The organism is Elioraea sp. (assembly GCF_022842375.1).
Lineage (GTDB): Bacteria > Pseudomonadota > Alphaproteobacteria > Acetobacterales > Acetobacteraceae > Elioraea_A.
In genome coordinates, this window is sequence record NZ_JALHPR010000032.1 from 22,949 (window position 1) to 40,948 (window position 18,000).

The 18,000-nt window shown below is 70.0% G+C and carries 16 protein-coding genes; 4 read left to right on the forward strand and 12 right to left on the reverse strand.

Annotation, left to right across the window (positions count from 1 at the left end):
• Positions 1-95 precede the first annotated feature (95 nt).
• On the forward strand, positions 96-752 hold the full coding sequence (gene phaR, locus Q0C38_RS19940; protein ID WP_291298885.1) for a polyhydroxyalkanoate synthesis repressor PhaR: 657 nt from the start codon (positions 96-98) through the stop codon (positions 750-752).
• Positions 753-895: 143 nt separating this feature from the next.
• On the opposite strand, the gene Q0C38_RS19945 is transcribed toward phaR, so the two are convergent.
• The 3 genes from Q0C38_RS19945 to argH all read right to left on the reverse strand — a co-directional run bounded on the left by Q0C38_RS19945 (position 896) and on the right by argH (position 6,630).
• Complete coding sequence (locus Q0C38_RS19945; RefSeq protein ID WP_291298886.1) at positions 896-3,562, reverse strand: TIGR02302 family protein; 2,667 nt, start codon at positions 3,560-3,562, stop codon at positions 896-898.
• A 13-nt stretch (positions 3,563-3,575) separates the two neighbouring features.
• A complete protein-coding gene (gene lysA / locus Q0C38_RS19950; protein ID WP_408870052.1) occupies positions 3,576-4,970 on the reverse strand; it encodes a diaminopimelate decarboxylase in 1,395 nt (464 codons plus the stop codon).
• Positions 4,971-5,190: 220 nt separating this feature from the next.
• A complete protein-coding gene (argH, locus tag Q0C38_RS19955) occupies positions 5,191-6,630 on the reverse strand; it encodes an argininosuccinate lyase (RefSeq protein WP_291298887.1) in 1,440 nt (479 codons plus the stop codon).
• Between argH and Q0C38_RS19960 the strand changes: the two genes are divergently transcribed.
• Complete coding sequence (locus tag Q0C38_RS19960; protein WP_291298888.1) at positions 6,629-7,219, forward strand: TlpA disulfide reductase family protein; 591 nt, start codon at positions 6,629-6,631, stop codon at positions 7,217-7,219. The genes argH and Q0C38_RS19960 overlap by 2 nt on opposite strands.
• Positions 7,220-7,239: 20 nt before the next feature.
• Here Q0C38_RS19960 and Q0C38_RS19965 read toward each other — a convergent pair whose 3' ends face one another.
• The 8 genes from Q0C38_RS19965 to Q0C38_RS20000 form a co-directional block, all read right to left on the reverse strand.
• Positions 7,240-8,190, reverse strand: a complete 951-nt coding sequence (locus Q0C38_RS19965) for a hypothetical protein (protein WP_291298889.1) — start codon at positions 8,188-8,190, stop codon at positions 7,240-7,242.
• Between the two features lie 68 nt (positions 8,191-8,258).
• Positions 8,259-9,236, reverse strand: a complete 978-nt coding sequence (locus Q0C38_RS19970) for a hypothetical protein (protein WP_291298890.1) — start codon at positions 9,234-9,236, stop codon at positions 8,259-8,261.
• Positions 9,237-9,264: 28 nt separating this feature from the next.
• Positions 9,265-11,118 carry a hypothetical protein gene (locus Q0C38_RS19975; protein WP_291298891.1) on the reverse strand — a complete coding sequence of 618 codons (1,854 nt, stop codon included), beginning with the start codon at positions 11,116-11,118 and terminating at the stop codon, positions 9,265-9,267.
• Between the two features lie 43 nt (positions 11,119-11,161).
• A complete protein-coding gene (locus tag Q0C38_RS19980; RefSeq protein WP_291298892.1) occupies positions 11,162-11,377 on the reverse strand; it encodes a hypothetical protein in 216 nt (71 codons plus the stop codon).
• 571 nt (positions 11,378-11,948) lie between these two features.
• The gene (locus Q0C38_RS19985; protein WP_291298893.1) at positions 11,949-12,281 is read right to left on the reverse strand and encodes a YkvA family protein; all 333 of its coding nucleotides are present in this window, start codon (positions 12,279-12,281) and stop codon (positions 11,949-11,951) included.
• A gap of 50 nt (positions 12,282-12,331) precedes the next feature.
• Complete coding sequence (locus Q0C38_RS19990) at positions 12,332-13,219, reverse strand: prephenate/arogenate dehydrogenase family protein (protein ID WP_291298894.1); 888 nt, start codon at positions 13,217-13,219, stop codon at positions 12,332-12,334.
• Positions 13,212-14,366, reverse strand: a complete 1,155-nt coding sequence (locus Q0C38_RS19995) for a histidinol-phosphate transaminase (protein WP_291298895.1) — start codon at positions 14,364-14,366, stop codon at positions 13,212-13,214. Before Q0C38_RS19995 ends, Q0C38_RS19990 begins: the two co-directional genes overlap by 8 nt.
• Positions 14,367-14,371: 5 nt before the next feature.
• Positions 14,372-15,301: a chorismate mutase gene (locus Q0C38_RS20000; RefSeq protein WP_291298896.1), complete on the reverse strand. Its 930-nt coding sequence runs from the start codon at positions 15,299-15,301 to the stop codon at positions 14,372-14,374.
• Between the two features lie 110 nt (positions 15,302-15,411).
• Here Q0C38_RS20000 and Q0C38_RS20005 point away from each other — a divergent pair, with 110 nt between their 5' ends.
• A complete protein-coding gene (locus Q0C38_RS20005) occupies positions 15,412-16,566 on the forward strand; it encodes a homoserine O-acetyltransferase (protein WP_291298901.1) in 1,155 nt (384 codons plus the stop codon).
• 1 nt (position 16,567) lies between these two features.
• Positions 16,568-17,212, forward strand: coding sequence for a methionine biosynthesis protein MetW (gene metW / locus Q0C38_RS20010; protein WP_291298897.1), 645 nt, complete (start codon positions 16,568-16,570; stop codon positions 17,210-17,212).
• Here the strand turns inward: metW and Q0C38_RS20015 are convergent.
• The coding region (locus tag Q0C38_RS20015; RefSeq protein ID WP_291298898.1) for a hypothetical protein at positions 17,199-18,000 on the reverse strand (802 nt) is incomplete at its 5' end. The genes metW and Q0C38_RS20015 overlap by 14 nt on opposite strands.

Consider the following 18,000-nt stretch of genomic DNA (forward strand, 5'->3'; position numbering starts at 1 on the left):
CTCAAGGGCAGGCCACCTTGTCCCAGAATAATGCGTCGCGCCTCGGCGGGCATGCTAGCATGCAATGCAGCAAACGTGAGGAAACGGGGAACCCCATGGCCGATCCTGCCCGCGCCGCCGGCTCCGGAGCCGGCGAGGAGACGACCGGCACCGAGGGCAGCAGCGCCCTTCCGCCCGTCGTCGTGAAGAAATACGCCAACAGGCGACTCTACAACACCGAGGCATCGTCCTACGTCACGCTCGACCACCTGTCGCAGATGGTGAAGGACGGCCGTGATTTCGTCGTCTACGACGCCAAGTCGGGCGAGGACATCACCCGCCAGGTGCTCACGCAGATCATCGTCGAGGAGGAGGGCAAGGGCTCGAACCTCCTGCCGATCAGCTTCCTGCGCCAGCTCATCGGCTTCTACGGTGACAGCCTGCAGGGCCTCGTGCCCCGCTATCTCGAGCAGTCGATGTCGGCCTTCGCGCGCCAGCAGGAGCAGATGCGGCGCGCGATGCAGCAGACCATGGAGGGGTTCTTCCCCTTCTCGATCGAGGAGGTGGGCAAGCAGAACGTCGCGATGATGGAGCGCGCCTTCAGCCTGTTCGCGCCGTTCTATCGCCCGCCCGGCAGCGGCCCCGGCCCCGACCAGCCCGGCACACCGGCCGACGAAGCGGCCCAGCTCGCCATGCTGAAGGCGGAGCTCGAGAAGTTGCGCGACGAGCTCGCCCAGATGGGCAAGGCAGGGGTCGGCAAGACGACGCGCTGAGGCGAGTCGCAAGGCCCCTCACCCTGTCCCTCTCCCCCAAGGGGGAGAGGGGACCCTCACGACGCCTGCGAAAGCCCTCTCCCCGATTGGAGAGGGTGGGGTGAGGGGGGAACGCGGCCGCCGAGGCCCCCGGCAGCGTCCGGTCAGAACCGCCGCAGCAGCCGGTCGATGTAGTCGAGTTCCTGCTGCGACCGCTCGCGCTCGCCGGCGCGGCGGCGAAGCTCCTCCTGGATCTCTCGGGTGCGCTGCTGCTCCATGTCGGTCGGCACGGCGACGTCCGATCCCTCGTCACGGCCGCCGACGGCATCACGCCGCGGGCGGCCGAGCGGGTCTCGCCCCTCGCCCAGCTGCCGCCCCTCGCCTGACTGTTCGCCGCCCTGCTCGGAATTCTCGCCGCCTGGCTCGCCTTCGCCGTCGCCGCCTTCCATCAGGCCCATGCGGCCGGCCATCTGGTTCTGCATCTCGCGGCCGCCCTGCTGCAGCGCCTCGATCGCGCGCTGTTGCGCCGACTGGGCCCCCGGCTCGTTGCCCTGGCGCAGCGCCTCGGCGGCATCGCGCATCGCACGGTCGGCGCGGCCGAGGGGCTCTGGCACCTCGCCGGAGAAATCGCCGAACTGCTGCATGAGCTCGCCGAGCGCCCGGCGCAGGGCCTGCTGCTGGCGCGCATCCATCTGCCCGGGCTGAGCCTGCGGCTGGCCCTGCTGTTGCTGGCCCTGCTGTTGCTGGCCCTGTTGGCCCTGCTGCGGCTGGCCACGCTGCTGCTGGCGCTGTTGCTGGCGCTGCTGGTTCTGGCGCTGCTGGTTCTCCTGCGCCCGCTGGTGGCTGCGGTCCATCAGGCTGCCCTGGCGCTGCAGCATGTCGTTCACCGCACCCATCATCTGCTGGCCCTGCTCGCGCTGCTGCTGCCGCTCGGGGCTTTCCATCCGCGCCGTGCGGCCCTGCTGCAACGCCTCGAGCGCGCGTTCGAGCTGGGCGAGCTGCTCGCGCATCCGGTCGACGTCGCCGCGCCTTGCCGCCTCCTGCATCTCGCGGGCCATGCGCTGCATGTCGCGCTGGTCGAGCACGCGGGCGTTGCGGTCGAACGGCAGGGTCTCGGCGCCGTCGCGCCGCATCGCTTCCGCCAGCGCCTCCATGTAGCGCTGCATCGCCTCCTCGAGCTGCCGGGCAAGGCGCTCGAGCTCGGCCGGGTCGACCTGCTCGCCGCGCTCGGCCCGCTCCAGCGCCTCGCGCATCTCCTCGCGCGCGGCATTGAGCTGGCGCAGCGTGCGGTCGCGGCCGCCTTCCTCCAGCCGCACGGCGAGTTCCCACAGGATTTCCTGCACCTCGTCCACCGCCTCTGGCCGGCGATCGCGCGCAAGCCGCGAGCGCGAGGTGCGAAGCCCGAGGAACACGGTGGTGTCGTTGTCGAACGCTTCTGGCGTGCCAGAGAGCCGGTCAAGCTCCCGCCCATGCGCGCTCCGCTCGGCGGGCGCGAGGGTCATGCGCTTGCGGAGCGCGATCAGCGCCTGCGCCACGGGATGGGTGAAGGTCCTCTCCGGCAGCTCGACCGTCATCGACGCGGAACGACCGGCCTGGTCAGCCCCGTCGCGCGCCTCGAGCGTCATCTGCACGGTAAGGCCGGCCCAGGGATGGGCCGTCAGGTCAGGCTGGCCGGCGCCGCGAACCGTGCGCATGCCATCGCCGGGCGAGGCGAGCGGGACCGCGACGGCGGCGAGCTCAGGCCGCGCCGGCAGGGTGAGCAGGGCCACGACCGAGGCAACACCGTAATCGTCATGCGCTTCGAAGCTGATGCGCAGCTGCGGCGAGCGCGGTGCAGGTGCAGGCGGGCTGAGGAAGGCGACGGTGGGCGCCTGGTCGGCGATCACTCGAAGCGGCCAGCTACCAACAGTGGCGCCATCGCGCGTGACGGTGAGCCGCGCCCCCGCCGTCACGATCCTCTCGGCCGTGAACGAGGTCTGGTCGAGCGCGGTGAACGCCGTGTTCACCTGGTCGATCGCCAGCACGGGCACGCCACCCGTGCCGCCCGAGAGATGGGCCACGAGCTTGCTGCCGGCGGGGATCGGGATCTCCGGCCCGGCACCCGGCTCGCCGCGGAGGAACAGCGGTGGCAGCCCGGTATAGGCCGGCGGCGTCACCCACATCTCGAGCCTGACCGGCAGCGGCGCGGCTGGCTGGGCGGCGAGCACGGGCATGACGGAGCCGGCAAGACGCCCACGCCAATCCCCTCCGGCGGCGACGATGGCAGCGACCACCGCGAGCCCGACGGCCGCACGCAGCGCGTAACGGTCGCGCGCGGCGAGGCCCGGGCGGGGCGCACCGACCCTCAGCGTCGCGGCGGCGGCCACGGCACGGGCCTGATGTGCCTGCCAGAGTGCATCGGCCATGGGGTCCGCCCCGCCGGCGGGGCGATCGGCCAGGATCGACAGCGGCCGATGGGACAGGCCCGTCGCGCGCTCGAGCCGGCGATCCCCGTCGCGGATGTCGGGCAGGCGCAGGCCGCGGAAGCCGGCGAACGCGGCAAGGCCAAGCGCCACGGCGAAGCCCGCGAGGATGACGAGGTGAAGCCAGCCCGGCAGGATCTGGAACAGCCCCGAGAGGGCGAGAACGGCGAACACCCCCGCGACGCCGAGCGGCGGCCACAGCGCCGGCCACAGCCGTTCCCAGAGCAGGGCGGCACGGGCGAGGAGGCGGCGGCGCGCCAGCATCGCGGCGAGATCGCCGCCCTGCGGATCGGCCGCCTTTGGATAGGGTTGAGCGGCGCCCACCGGTGGACGCTCTGCTGCGGGGCCGGTGGGTCGTCGCTCTGTCATGCTGTCGCCTTGCTCAGCGTCGTGGCACTGGGACGGCCAATGGCCCAGCAGGTGGGGGCAGAAGCGGCCCCAACCAGGGGGGCAGACGCTCGCCGGCACGCATCGCCTCGAAGCTCTGCCTGTCGCGGATCACCGCGTCGACCGTCCCGCTCACCATGACGGCGGCGGCGAGCGGCCGCGCATTGTAGGTGCTGCTCATGACAGAACCATACGCACCCGCATCGAGGAGCGCGACAATCTCACCATGCCCGAGGTCTGGCAGGGCACGGCCGGTGGCGAAGGTGTCACCGCTCTCGCATACCGGGCCGACGACATCGGCGGGCGACAGCGCCGCGCGCCACCGCGCCGGGGTGATCGGCAGGATGCCATGCCAGGCGCCGTACAGGGACGGGCGGATCAGGTCGTTCATCGCCGCATCGAGGATGACGAAGCGCCGCGCCTCGCCCTGCTTCTGCAGCACGACGCGGGCCAGCAGGATGCCAGCCGGGCCGACGATCCACCGCCCAGGCTCGATCACAATCTTGAGGCCGAGCCCGCCCAGCGTCTCCTTCAGCACCGCGGCGAAGGCAGCCGGGCTCGGCACCTCCTCGCCGCGGTAGGGGATGCCAAGGCCCCCGCCGCAATCGAGCAGCGTGATCGGCAGGCCCGCCGCCCGCACCTCGCCCGCCAACGCGGCGAGCAGCCCGTAGGCGGCGCGATAGGGGGCGAGCGACGTCACCTGGCTGCCGATATGCATCGCGAGCCCGACCGGCACGATCCCCGGCAGCGACGCGGCATGGGTATAGAGCGCGATCGCATCGGCCGACGGGATGCCGAACTTGTTCTCGGCAAGTCCCGTGGTGATCTTGGCATGGGTGCCAGCATCGACATCGGGGTTGATGCGCAGCGCGATGCGCGCCTTCACCCCCATCGCCGAGGCGATCCCCGACAGCATGCCGAGTTCCTCGGCGCTCTCGACATTGATCTGTCCCACTTGGTCGGCGAGGGCTGAGCGAAGCTCGCCCTCGCTCTTGCCGACCCCGCTGAAGACGATGTCCCTGGCGGCGATCCCGGCATGGCGGGCGATGCGGCGCTCACCCTCGCTCACCACATCGGCGCCGGCTCCCTGGCGGGCCAGCAGGGTGACGATCGCCTCGGCGTCGTTGGCCTTCATCGCGTAGTGGATGCGCGCCTCGAGCCCGGCCTCGCCCAGCGCGTCGGCCAGCGCACGGTAGCGGTGGGTGATCGCGGCCGCGGAATACACCCAGGTCGGCGTGCCATGCGCGGCAGCGATCCGCGCCAGCGGCACGGCCTCGACCGCGAGGCCGTCCTCCGTCAGCGCCAGGTGCGGCCGGGCGGCCAGCATCGCGCGGAAGCCGGGCTCAGCCGATGCAGCTGCCTCGCGTGCCGGATCGTCCAACGGGCTCATGGCACACCTCCACTCACGCCCCTGCTCGACCGGGGGAATATCTGCTCCTGGCCTTCCGTCGCCGGCCCTCGTCCATCCTCGCGCGGGTAGCCCCGCGGGTAGGTCACGGCTTCCTCTGGCCCGCGGGGGATCGGGTCACCCCGCTTGCCGCATGCCGCGAGGGATGAGGCTGCCAGCAGTGCGGCCATCGTCGCAACAGCAACCCGCGCCCCACCCTTCCTCATGCCGCGAGCCTGGCGCGCCACGCGGCTGCCTGCGCGGCCACATTGGCCGGCGCGGTACCGCCATGACAGCTGCGCGAGGCAACCGAGCTCTCGACCGAGAGCACCCCGAACACCTCCCGCGTGATCCGCGGCTCGACCGACTGCATGTCGGCCAGCGTCAGCCCCTCGAGGTCGGTGCCCTTGGCCTCGGCCATCGCCACCAGCCGGCCGGTGACGTGGTGCGCGGTACGGAAGGGGAGGTTCAGCGTGCGCACCAGCCAGTCAGCCAGGTCGGTCGCGGTGGCGAAGCCGGCCCCTGCCCAGCGGCGAAGGTTGGTGGGGTCCGGCACCATGTCGCGCACCATCCCGGCGGTCGCGGCGAGCGAGAGCGCCAGGCTGTCGGCGGCGTCGAACAGGGGTTCCTTGTCCTCCTGCATGTCCTTGCCGTAGGTCAGCGGCAGCCCCTTCATCACCATGCTCAGCGCCACGAAGGCGCCGGTGACGCGGCCCGTCTTGGCGCGGACGAGCTCCGCCGCATCGGGGTTGCGCTTCTGCGGCATGATCGAGGAGCCGGTGGTGAAGGCATCCGACAGGCGGATGAAGCGCCAGGGCGCCGACATCCAGATCACGATCTCCTCGGCCAGCCGCGACAGGTGGATCGCGCAGGTCGAGGCGGCGGAGAGGAACTCGAGCGCATAGTCGCGGTCGCTCACCGCATCGAGGCTGTTGGCCATCGGCCGGTCGAAGCCAAGTGCCCTGGCCGTCATGTGCCGGTCGATCGGGAAGGAGGTTCCGGCCAGCGCGGCAGCGCCGAGGGGGCACTCGTTCAGCCGCGTGCGGGCATCGGCGAAGCGCGAGCGGTCACGCCCCAGCATCTCGACATAGGCCATCATGTGGTGGCCGAACGTCACCGGCTGGCCGATCTGCAGGTGGGTGAAGCCGGGCATCGGCAGGTCATGATGCCGCTCGGCCTGGTCGACCAGCGCGCGCATCACGTCGGCGACCTGGACGTCGATCTGGTCGATCGCGTCCCGCACCCAGAGGCGGACGTCGAGCGCCACCTGGTCGTTGCGGCTGCGGGCGGTGTGAAGCCTGCGCCCGGCATCGCCCACGAGCGCGATCAGCCGCGCCTCGACCGACATGTGGATGTCCTCGTGCGCGATGTCGAACACGAAGCTGCCGGCCTCGATTTCCGCCGCGACCTGATCAAGTCCGCGTGTGATGTCGGCGAGGTCGGCGTCAGAGATGATGCCCTTGGCGGCCAGCATCGCCGCATGGGCCCTGGACCCGGCGATGTCCTGACGCCACATCCTCTGGTCGAAGCCGATCGATGCGTTGATTTCCTGCATGATGGCGGCGGGCCCGCCGGCGAAACGCCCGCCCCAGAGTGCGTTGGCTGCGGTCTTGTCCTGTGGCGTCGAGGGATCTGGGATGGTGTCTGATGGGGAATCTGGCATGACGAGGTCCGGGACAACGGGTTTGGCGCAGCGTCGCGCGCTGCTGGCCTTCGCCATGACCTGTGCCACGACGGCCTTTCCCGGGCAAGGAAACGCCTCGACCCCCGGCGTGCCGGAGGTGTTCGACCCGCCCCGCGCGCTCCCCGACTTCGTGTTCACCGACGAGGCCGGCCGCGAGCATCGCGTTGCCGATTTCGCCGGCGAGGTGCTGGTGATCAACCTCTGGGCCACCTGGTGCCCGCCCTGCGTCGCCGAGATGCCGACGCTCGACCGCCTCCAGGCCATGCTGGGGGGTGAGCGCGTGCGCGTGCTCGCGCTCTCGCAGGACCGTGGCGGGGCGGCGGTGGTGCGCCGCTTCTACGACCAGACTTCCGTCCGCCACCTGCCCATCTGGCTCGACCCGCGCGGGGCTGCCTCGCGCATCCTCGGTGCACGGGGATTGCCGACGACGCTGATCGTCACGCGCGATAGCCGCGAGGCGATGCGGCTCGCCGGCGAGGCGGAGTGGGATGCCCCGGCCATGGTGAAGCTCATCCGTGCCATCGGGGCCCGCGGCGCGACGCCGCGGCCGGCAGCCGGCGCGACCTGAGCGGCGCTTCCTGCTGCCCGCTACCGGCAGATCGTGGGCGTGCTGAGGAAGTTGTTCCGGTTGTCCACCGTCTTGGCGAAGTCGAGCAGCGTGGCGCGGAGGGAGCGGATCTCGGCGCGGTCATAGTCATCGAAAACGGGCGCGTGCGACGTGACGTCGAGCGTCGGCAGCAGGTCGCGCAGCAGGCCGAGCCGGTTGGCGACGTTGACGGTGAGCAGCGAGAGCGCCGTGTCCCAGAACACCGTCACGTCGGACAGGCTGGTGATGGCGAGCCTGACGGCGCGGTCCTGCTGCTCGAGAACCGGGCGCTGCGCCTGCAACAGGGACTCCTCGCCCTTGTGCTGGGCGAGCTCGTCCTGAAGCGCCTGCTGGTGCTTCACGGCTTCGTTGATCGCCGCCGCCAGCGCCTGGCTCCGGCGCGTCAGGTCGTCCACCTCATGCTGGATCTGTTCCGCGCGGGTGGTGAACCTGTCTTCCCACACCCTGATGAAGCATTGCCCGAAATGCTCGTAGTAGAACGCGTTGTCGCTCTTGCAGCGTGCCCTGAAGACAGTCTCCTGCCGGTGGATCTCCGCCAGCTGGGCGGTGGTGGTGAGCGTGGCGGCATCGCGCGCGGCCTGGTCGCGTTGTACCCTGATCTCGGCTTCGAGCTGGGCGTCCTGCCGCTCCAGCTCACGCTGCCGGGCGTAGTTAGTCTCGATCGCCGAGATCAACTGCAGGCTTCTCGCCTGGCACTGCTGCTCGGCCGTGCGGGCAGACTGGCGGAACTGCTGCGCCGTCGCGCTGAGATTGTTCACCTCGTTCTGCATGTACACGAGATAGAAGAGGGCATCGCCGGTGTCGCCGCGCTCGAGCGCCTCTGTCGCCCGCACGAGCTTGTCGAGCGCCGCGTGCGTGAGCGCCTGCTGGGTGTCGGCCCGCGCGCCACCGGCGGCGAGGCAGACGGCAAGCACGAGGGGCAGAACGGCCATGATCCTTCGCACGCGAAACACTCTCCATCGTTGGCGAGGCCGGCTGCAGGCGTCACCGATCATGCGTGCTACTGGCAAATCGCGGGAGCCAGCAGGAAGTTGTTGCGGTCATCCACGCTCCTGGCGAAGTCCAGCAGCGTGTCGCGCAGGCTCTTGATCTCGTTGCGGTCGGCGCGGTCGAACACCGGGCGCTTCTTCGTCCGATCGAGCGTGGGCAGCAGGTCGTTCAGCAGGTCGAGCCTGTCGCCGACACGATGGCTGAGCAGCGAGCGTGCGCCATCCCAGAACACCGTCACGTCGGAGAGGCTGGTGATGGCAAGCCGCACCGCCTCGTCCTGCTGCGAAAGAGCAGCACGGCGCGACTGCAGCGCAGCGACTTCGCGGCGCGTGCCCGCGATGCGATCGTCGAGGTCGCGCTCCTGCGCCTCGAGCTGCCGCAGCTGCATGGTCCGCTGCATGCGCATGCGGTTGACGTCGTCATAGGCGTTGCGGAGCTGCTGGTCGCGGGTGGTGAACATTGTTTCGGCGACCGCACCGAAGCATCGATCGATGTGCCTGAAGTAGAACCCGAGATCGGCGTTGCACTGGTTCCGGAAGCTCACCTCCTGCGCCAGCGCATGCATCTGGTTCTCGAGCGCCCTGATCTGCTCGGCGTCACGCCCGGCCTGCTCGTTCTGGACACTGAGCTCGGCCGCAAGCCGCTGCTGCTCCGCCTCGACCGCCTGCTGACGCTGGAACGCCCCCTCGATCTCGCCGATGAGGGCGAGGCTGCGGGCTTCGCAGCGATGCGAGGCGGCGCGGGCCGTCTCGGCATAGGTTCCGGCGGTGGCGACGAGCGCGTTGACGGTGCCGGTCATCTGCCCGAGCAGCTCGGTGGCCCGGGCGGTGTTGCCGCGGCGAAGCGCATCGGCTGACTCCGCCAGGCTCTCGAGCGCCGTGCGGGTGAGCGCCTGCTGCTCGGCGGCCCGCGCGGCGCCGGCGAGGCCGGCCCACGACAGGCTGGCGCAGAGCAGGAGGGAAGCGACGATCCGTGCCAGTGTGCGCATCACCGTCCCTCCTGCCCCGCGCTTCGCTTCAGGCCGGCAGCGCGGCGTGCTCTTCCTTCGTCGCCCCGCGCTTCTTGTCGAGCTCCGCAAGGTCCTTCTCGATGTCGAGCTTGAGTTGCTTGGCGAGGTCGGGGGCGATCTTGCGCGCCTCCTCGATCGTTGGCGAGGCGTTGATCTTGCCCTGCACCTTCACGCGGATCTTCTGGATCGCATCCTGGTACTCGGCCGAGATTACGCCAAGCGCCACCCAGCGGGCGGTGAGGAGAAGCAGCTGCGCCTTGAACTCGTCACGCGAGTACTCGGCGATGCGTTCCTTCTTCTTGTCGCCCATGTACATCTCGATGTCCTTGCGGAGCTCGCTCTTGCCGAGTGTCTCGCAGGCGCGCGCCATCATCTCCCAGAACAGCTTGGCATTCTCGAGGATGGTGACGATCTGCTTCAGCGCGGAGATCGCCTGCTGCAGCGAGGCGACGGCCGCCTTCGCGCCATCGGCGTTCTTCGCGGCAAGCGCCATGCTCTCGGCATAGCGGGCGATCGCGACGAGCGCCTCGCGCTCCTGGTCCTGCAGCTTCATCAGCCGGTCGAGCGCCTGCTTCTTCGCCTCGGCCGCGCGCTTGGCGATCTCGGCATAGGAGCCGCCCGCCTTCTTGATGCCGTCACCAGCCTCCGTGACGGCCTTGCCGACGCCGGTCGCGATCGCGGCCTTGTCCTTGTCGTCCTTCGCCTTTTCTTCCGCGGACTTCTTCTTCGGCTTCTCGTCCTTGGGCTTCTCGTCCTTGGGCTTCTCGTCTTTCGGCTTCTCGTCCTTGGGCTTCTCGTCCTTGGGCTTATCGCCCTTCGGCTTGTCGTCCTTCGGCTTGTCGTCCTTCGGCTTGTCGTCCTTGCCCTTGTCGCCTTTCGGCTTGTCGTCCTTGTCCTTGCCGCCCGTCGGCTTGTCGTCCTTGTCCTTGCCGCCCTTCGGCTTGCCGTCCTTGTCCTTGTCGCCCTTCGGCTTGTCGTCCTTGTCCTTCTTCTTGTCCTTGCCCTCCGCTCGCGTCTCGGTCGCGATCTTCGCGGCCTGGGCTCGCTTCTTCTTGCTGCCGCTCGCGACTTCCGCGAGCGCACCCACCGCGCTGCTCGCCGCAAGCACCGGCGCGCCCTTGATGGCGGCGAATGCGGCCACGCCAGAGCCGATCGCCCCGGTAATGCTGCCGACGATCTCGAGCGCGAGCGCGCGGTCCTCCGCCTTCGCCTGCTCGGCCTTCGCCTCCTCGTAGAGCTGCTGTGCCTTGACGATCTGCTCGGCGAGCACGCGCTTGTTCTCTTCCTCGACCCGCTTGTCGGCCTCGGCCTTCGCCTTCCGAGCCTCCGCCGCCTCGCGCTCCTGCTGCGACATGTTTTGGGCCGTCATCGTGTCCTCGAGCGCACTCTCGGCGCCGTCCGCCAGGGCCTTGAAGCCGCCGGCGAGCTTGCCCGCTGTCTCGGCCATCGTCTTGGCGTACTGCTCGCACCTGGCGAGCACTAGGATCGTGCGATCCTCACGGAGATTGTAGAGCTCGCGGAACGCCCGGCGGAGTGCAGTGAGCACGCTCTCGGAGGCGTCCTTGAACGTGATCATCGCGGCCATCGAATCGCTGCACGATGTCAGCAGCCCGTATTGCAGCTTCGCCACCTTGGCGGAAAGGGCCTGCTCCTTGGTCCCGTAGCCCCTGACGCCGCAGGCAGCGACGTGCAGCAGGTCGTTCGTCCGCTCGAGGTCGGTCAGGATCTGCTCGAGGCTCAGGTTCTGCAGCACGTCGGCGCGCGCCTTCAGCACCAGCTCGTCGGTGGGCGACGGCCCTGCAAGGATGTCGTAGGTGCGGTCTTTCACGACCAGAACGGCGTTCGCCGTCGTGTCTGCCATCGGAGATCTCCCAGGATTTCGTTATTTGTGCAGAATGGTCCGGCTAGTTGCCGAAGTCGACCCGCGTGATCCAGCCGCCCTCGACGTGGGCCGAGACATCGGCGGTGCGGAACTTGAAGTAGCCGGTGCCGTCCTTCTTCTGCTTGTCCGCCCAGGCCGCGATGCTGGCTCGCAGCGTGTCGAGTTCGCCGTTGTTGGCCTTGAAGTACTTCTTCAGCTCATCGAGGCCCGTCGTCGCAGCGCTGTCCCATTTGGCCATCCTGCCCCCCCGCTTCTGTGCTTGAACGCAACTATATGCAGCATGCACAAGCATCAGCGTGCATGCAATCGTATTGCGTGGTTGTCTTCGGGGAAAGTCTACCAGGGCGCGAAGGCGCGCCCCGCGAGGGCGCGGCAAGGCCGCCGGCTGCGATGGCCTCGCCCTACCGCTTGCCGGGGGCGGGCGGCGGGGGAAGCACGTCGTCGCCGCCGCCTCGCCCTGGCCGTGACGGCACGGGAACAGGATCGTCGGACCGGCGGGGCCGCTTTGGAAGGGGGCGCGGGGCGTCCGACGTGCCGCGGCGCGACGGCGCGGGCGGCGGTGGGTGGATGGGGTCGAGCTTGCCGGAGCCGGGCTTTCCATCCCCCTTCGCGGCGCTGATGGCGGCTTTGGCATCTATGGACAAAGCGAGCATGCGTGCATTCTCTCCCTTGCAGCGGTTTCGCAGATGGCCCCGCTCCGTCCGGCTTTCGGATCGTTCCAAATACGTATCATGGTAAGTTCCTGCCTGGCGACCATTCCGTTCGCATGACGCAGGCGCGCCGTCGGCCATCTCCCTAGGATGCCACCATCAGCCGGCGTGCATCCAGCGCCAGATGATCCAGGCAACGACGGAGAGCAGGGAGAGCCACAGGGTGACGACGGCCGCCGCCCCGATCCGCGAAGGTGAAAGCCTGCGCCCGGCCGCGGCGGCGCGATGCTCGGCCAGCACGTCGCGCGGGATCAGGCGCACCACGAGCCAGAGCCCGAGCGGCAGCAGGATCAGGTCATCGAGCAACCCGAGCACGGGGATCACGTCGGGGATCAGGTCGATCGGCGAGAGTGCGTAGGCGACGATCGCGAGCGCGAGCAGCTTCGCCGCGAACGGCGTGCGCGGGTCACGCGAGGCGAGCGCGACCGCCACGAGATCACGCTTCAGTACCGAGGCCCAAGCGCGGAGCCGGGCCAGCTCGCTCAGGCCTGGTTGAGCGCGATCAGGCTGCGGCGGATGCGCCGGCCGCGCTCGATCTTGTCCTCGATATAGGCGTTGTCGCCCCAGCGCACGGCGCGCGCCATCGCCGTCATGTCCTCGGTGAAGCGCTGCGCCATCTCGAGCAGCGCCTCGCGGTTGTTGAGGAACACGTCGCGCCACATCGTCGGGTCGGACGCAGCGATCCGCGTGAAGTCGCGGAAGCCGGAGGCGGCGAAGCGCAGCACGGCCTGGCGGCTCTCGTCCTCGAGGTCGTCGGCCGTGCCGCAGATGGTGAAGGCGATCAGGTGCGGCAGGTGCGAGACGACAGCGCACACCTTGTCATGATGCCCAGGCTCCATGATCTCGACGGTCGAGCCCGCGTTGCGCCAGAGCGTGGCGACCTTGGCCACCGCTGCCTCATCAGTGCCCGGCGGCGGCGTGAGGATGGCGTAGCGGCCCTCGAACAACGTCGCGAAACCCGATTCGGGTCCGGAATTTTCCGTTCCCGCAATGGGGTGGCCGGGCACGAAATGCACATGGTCAGGCACGAAGGGCCCGACATCGCGGATCACGCTGCCCTTGGTGCTGCCGACATCGGTCAGCACGGCGTCCTTCGCGAGATGCGGGCCGATCGCCGCGGCGATGTCGGCATAGGCACCGACGGGAGCGCAGAGCATGACGCAATCGGCGCCCGCGACCGCTGCCTCGACCGTGTCCTCGACACGGTCGACGATGCCAAGGCTCCGCACCGCATCCCGCGTCGCCGCCGAGCGTGACGTCGCGACCACCTCGTCGGCGATGCCGCCCTTTTCCCTCGCGGCACGCGCGAGGGAGGAGCCGATCAGCCCGATGCCGATCAGCGCGAGCCTCCTGAAGGGCGCGTCAACCATGCGCGCGCTCTTTCGCACCGAGGCTCCTGGCGGCCCGGGCCATGAACGCGCCCGCGGCCTCGGCCACCGCCGCCATCTCGTCCTCGGTGCCGATGGTGATGCGGAGGCATCCGGGCAGCCCGTAGCCGCCCATCGCGCGCACGATGATGCCACGGTCGCGGAAGGCGGCATCGGCCTCCCCGGCATCGCACCCCGCGGCGGCGAAATCGGCGAGAACGAAATTCCCCTCGGTGCCGTGCACCGGAACGCCAAGTGTGGCGAGCGCGTTCACGAGCCAGGGCCGCCAGCGCGCATTGTGGGCGCGCGACGCCTCGACATGCGCGGTGTCGGCAAGCGCGGCGATCGCCGCTGCCTGCGCCGGGCGGGAGGCGTTGAAGGGCGAGCGCACGCGATTCAGCACGTCGACCACACCCGCCGGCGCATAGGCCCAGCCGAGCCGGAGCCCGCCGAGGCCGTAGATTTTCGAGAACGTGCGCGTCATCACCGTGTTCGCGCCCCCACCATTGACCTGGGCGCCGTCCACGAGCGCGATCGCGTCGGAGCAGCGCGGGTCGGGCAGGTACTCGGCATAGGCCGCGTCGATCACCAGCAGCACGTTGGCTGGCAGGCCAGCCCGAAGCCTCGCGACCTCCGGCCAGGGTAGCATCGTGCCGGTGGGGTTGTTCGGGTTGGCGAGCAGAACGAGCGAGGTGCGGGGCGTGACGCAGGCGAGCATCGCGTCGACATCCGCGGTGAGTTCGCGCTCCTCCGCCGTCACCACCGTCGAGCCGGCGTAGCGGGCATAGATCGGGTGCATGGCGAAGGCGTGCTTCGTCACGATCGTCTCGGTGCCCGGGCCGCCATAGGCCTGCGTGAGCAGGCAGAGCAGGTCGTCCGAGCCGGCACCGCAGACGATGCGGGCAGGATCGATCCGGAAGGCTGCCCCGATCGCCGCACGGAGCTCGTTCGCGCCGCCATCGGGGTAGCGGTGAAGCTCGGCGCGCTCGCCGTCATAGGCCGCGATCGCACGCGGGCTCGGCCCCAGGGCGCCCTCGTTGGACGAGAGCTTGATCACGCGGTTGGCACCGTTGAGCTTGCCCTCGCCGCCCACATAGGCCGCGATCTGCATGATCCCGGGCCGTGGCTGTGGCGTTCCCTGGGTCGTCATCGCGATCACTCCGGCTGAAGCAGGTAGGCGCTTTCGGGCGGTGGCACGGGCCAGCCGCCGATCACGGCGGGCCGCGCCAGTGCCGCACCGCTGTCGACCAGGGCGGCCAGCCGCGGATCATTGCCTGCGACCAGGCCCTCGACCTCGGCCAGGCACGCCGCCTCGCCACGCTCGGGCCGGTAGAGGATGAGGCTCAGCGGCCTGAGCCCGGCTGCGACGAGCCTGTCGCCGATCCGCGCGCGGCTCGCCTCGTCGGCCGAGTGGAAGGCGACGAGGCTGCGGTCATCGCCCGACGGCTCCGGCGGCAGGGCGGCAACGACAAGCGCCGAAGCGCGCGAGGCGCCCTCGGTGCGGGCGGTGACGAAGGGCAGCCGCGCGATCACCGACAGCGCCGGACGTTCGCCCCGCATCAGCGAGATCCACCAGGGGTCGTTCGCCCCCTCGGCGTTCGGATCGTCCTGCGGTAGCGGCAGCACGCCCGCCTGCGCCTCGCCCTCGGCCACGGCGTAGAGAACCTGGGCGGTCGAGCGCACCCAGCGGATGGGCGTGATGGCGCCGAAATGCTCCCGCGCCAGGCTGACCGTGCCTGCGCCGGCCTCCGGGTTCCATACCGCCACCGCGAAGGGCCCCTGCATGGCGATGGTCGCGGCCAGCATTTCCCGCCACATGCCGACGATCGCTTGCTTCGGCAGGCGCCCACGATGGCGTGCGAGAAGCCGGCGCAGGATCTGCGCCTCGCGCGCCGGGCGATAGGGGGCGCCGCGCTTGACGCCGGAGGCGGCGAGCTCGCCCACGATGGCAGCCCGGGCCATCAGCGTGTCGTGCATCAGGTCGTCCAACCGGTCGATCTCGGCGCGCAGGGCGGCAAGCCGGGAAGCCGCCTCGTCTGGCGTCTCGGCGGTCACTGTCGTCGCGGTGGGACCCTCTGGCTGCATTGCGGCGAAGGCATAAAGGATGCTGGCCAGGTTGCAAGTGCGGCGGTGAGAGGGCCAGGACCCGGTTGCACCCGTCCCGCTCTGCTCCTACTGATTGGATCGTGCAGAAGATCGCGGATCCGCCAGGCGGGCTCGACACCACGACCACGCATCAGCATGAGACCTTCGCCGAAGGCCTCGTGCTCGACTGCGGCACCGTGCTTCGACCACTCGACGTCGCCTACCGCACCTATGGGCGGCTGAACGATGTGCGCTCGAACGCCATCCTGCTCTGCCATGCACTGACGGGCGACCAGTATGCCGCCGAAACCCACCCCGTCACCGGCAAGCCCGGCTGGTGGGACACCCTGGTGGGCCCTGGCAAGCCGATCGATACCGACCGCTTCTTCGTCATCTGCGCCAACGTGCTCGGCGGCTGCATGGGCTCGACCGGCCCGCGCAGCGAGATGACGGATGCCGAAGGCCACCCGCAGGGCCGGCCCTGGGGCACGCTGTTTCCGGCCGTCACCATCCGCGACATGGTGCGCGCCCAGGCGATGCTGGTGGAACGCCTGGGAATCACGAAGCTGTTCGCCGTCATCGGCGGGTCGATGGGCGGGATGCAGGTGCTCGCCTGGGCCGCGCTCTATCCTGAGCGCGTGTTCTCGGCGATCCCGATCGCGACGGCGGCCTGGCACAGCGCGCAGAACATCGCCTTCAACGAGATCGGCCGCCAGGCGATCAACGCCGATCCAGAGTTCCACGGCGGCGAGTACTGGCGCCACGGCACCATCCCCGCCCGGGGCCTCGCCGTCGCGCGCATGACCGCGCACATCACCTACCTGTCGGAGGAGGCGCTGACGCGGAAGTTCGGGCGGAGGCTCCGCACCGGCCCGATGCTCACCTTCGACAACGACCTGTTCGAGGTCGAAAGCTACCTGCAGCACCAGGGCAGCACCTTCGTGCAGCGCTTCGACGCGAACTCCTACCTCACCATCACGCGGGCGATGGACTTCTTCGACATCGCGGCAGAGCACGAGGGCGCTCTGGGCGCTGCCTTCCGCGCCTCGCCGGTGCGGTTCTGCGTGATCAGCTTCACCTCCGACTGGCTGTTCCCCACCGCGATGAGCCGCGAGCTCGTACGCGCGCTGAACGCCGCGGCAGCGAATGTCAGCTTCGTCGAGATCACCTCCGACAAGGGGCATGACGCCTTCCTGCTCGACGAGCCGGTGCTGTTCCGTACCGTGTCGGGCTTCCTGAAGGGTGCGGCGGAGCGGTGGCGCTAGCATGGCCGACGGAACCATTGCCCCGCGCACCGGGCGCCCGCTCTCCGACAGGCTCGACCTTCGCCTGATCGCCGAGATGGTGGAGCCGCGCTCACGCGTTCTCGACATCGGCTGCGGCGATGGCGCGCTGCTCGAAATCCTGCTGCACGAGAAGGAGGTCGACGGGCGCGGCATCGAGATCGACATGGGCGAGGTGGCGCGCGCCGTCGCCCAGGGCCTCTCCGTCATCCACGGCGATGCCGACACCGACCTCGCCTTCTACCCCGATGGCGCGTTCGACACCGTGATCCTCTCCCGCACCCTCCAGGCGACCGAGCGGCCGCGCGAGGTGCTTGCCCAGATGCTGCGCATCGGCCGCCGCGCGATCGTCTCCTTTCCCAATTTCGGCTACTGGACCGTGCGGCTCGCGCTCCTCACCACCGGGCGGATGCCGCGCACCAGCGCGCTCGACCGCGCCTGGTACGACACGCCGAACATCCATTTCTGCACGATCAGCGACTTCTTCGACCTCTGCGCAATGGACGGCTACGTGGTCGAGCGCTGGCTTGGCGTGGACGACGAGGGACAGCGCACCCCGTGGCGACGCAACCGGCGCCTCGCCAATCTCTTCGCCGAACAGGGACTGTTCCTGCTCAGCCGCCGCTGAACGGGTCGAGCGTCGCGCCGGCAGGGCCGTCGAGCAGCGAGGCGGCGACCGCTGCGGTCCGATCGCGCAGCGTTGCATGCGCAAATCGATCGAACTTGGCGAGAACCGCCTCCCGCCCCATCGGGGTCGCGGCATCGCCCGGCACGGCCGAGACCGTTTCGGCCTCGCACATGCCATCCGTGGCCGTGACGGTGAGTGTTGCGCCACGCCCCTCGCGGTCGCCCCAGCCGCGCAACGCCACCAGCGCCTCGAGCCGCCGCAGCGTCGGGTCGGCCAGCGCCTCGTCCGTGTAGGCGGCGGGCGAGAGATCGCCCTGCACAAGGGACGCGGCAATCGCCCAGGAGAGGCTGAACTGCGCGGTGATGGCCGTCGCCGGCGCGCGGTTGCCGGCGTAGGTCAGCGCCTCGCCGTAGGTGTCGAGCGTGATGGCGGTGATCTGCGCCGGGTCGATCCGCTGCCGCAGCGCGAGTGCCGCGGCGGCGGCGTAGTGCGCGTGCCGCACCCCGGCGAAGGGCTTGATGTAGGCCTCCGCCACCAGCCAGCGGCCTGACGCTGCCGTCTCTGCCTCGTCCTCCCGGCCGAGCACGACGCGCCGCGCGACGCCGAAACCCTCGGCGGGCGCGTCCATCCCCGCCATCGCCCCTGCGGCCGCGAGCGCGCCGAGCAGCACGGCATGGCCGGGATAGGTGTTGCGCCCGTCCATCCCGGCCGCGATCGGGGCGTAGAGGCTTGCCGGGATCTGGCACGCCGCGAGCCGCACCGCGCGGGCCGCCACGGCCGCGTCACCG

Excerpts from the sequence above, each read along its gene's own strand:
- phaR (WP_291298885.1), top strand. The coding sequence starts at position 96 with ATGGCCGATCCTGCCCGCGCCGCCGGCTCCGGAGCCGGCGAGGAGACG.
- Q0C38_RS19945 (WP_291298886.1), bottom strand. The coding sequence starts at position 3,562 with ATGACAGAGCGACGACCCACCGGCCCCGCAGCAGAGCGTCCACCGGTG.
- lysA (WP_408870052.1), bottom strand. The coding sequence starts at position 4,970 with ATGAGCCCGTTGGACGATCCGGCACGCGAGGCAGCTGCATCGGCTGAG.
- Q0C38_RS19960 (WP_291298888.1), top strand. The coding sequence starts at position 6,629 with ATGACGAGGTCCGGGACAACGGGTTTGGCGCAGCGTCGCGCGCTGCTG.
- argH (WP_291298887.1), bottom strand. The coding sequence starts at position 6,630 with ATGCCAGATTCCCCATCAGACACCATCCCAGATCCCTCGACGCCACAG.
- Q0C38_RS19965 (WP_291298889.1), bottom strand. The coding sequence starts at position 8,190 with ATGGCCGTTCTGCCCCTCGTGCTTGCCGTCTGCCTCGCCGCCGGTGGC.
- Q0C38_RS19970 (WP_291298890.1), bottom strand. The coding sequence starts at position 9,236 with ATGCGCACACTGGCACGGATCGTCGCTTCCCTCCTGCTCTGCGCCAGC.
- Q0C38_RS19975 (WP_291298891.1), bottom strand. The coding sequence starts at position 11,118 with ATGGCAGACACGACGGCGAACGCCGTTCTGGTCGTGAAAGACCGCACC.
- Q0C38_RS19980 (WP_291298892.1), bottom strand. The coding sequence starts at position 11,377 with ATGGCCAAATGGGACAGCGCTGCGACGACGGGCCTCGATGAGCTGAAG.
- Q0C38_RS19990 (WP_291298894.1), bottom strand. The coding sequence starts at position 13,219 with ATGGTTGACGCGCCCTTCAGGAGGCTCGCGCTGATCGGCATCGGGCTG.
- Q0C38_RS19995 (WP_291298895.1), bottom strand. The coding sequence starts at position 14,366 with ATGACGACCCAGGGAACGCCACAGCCACGGCCCGGGATCATGCAGATC.
- Q0C38_RS20000 (WP_291298896.1), bottom strand. The coding sequence starts at position 15,301 with ATGCAGCCAGAGGGTCCCACCGCGACGACAGTGACCGCCGAGACGCCA.
- metW (WP_291298897.1), top strand. The coding sequence starts at position 16,568 with ATGGCCGACGGAACCATTGCCCCGCGCACCGGGCGCCCGCTCTCCGAC.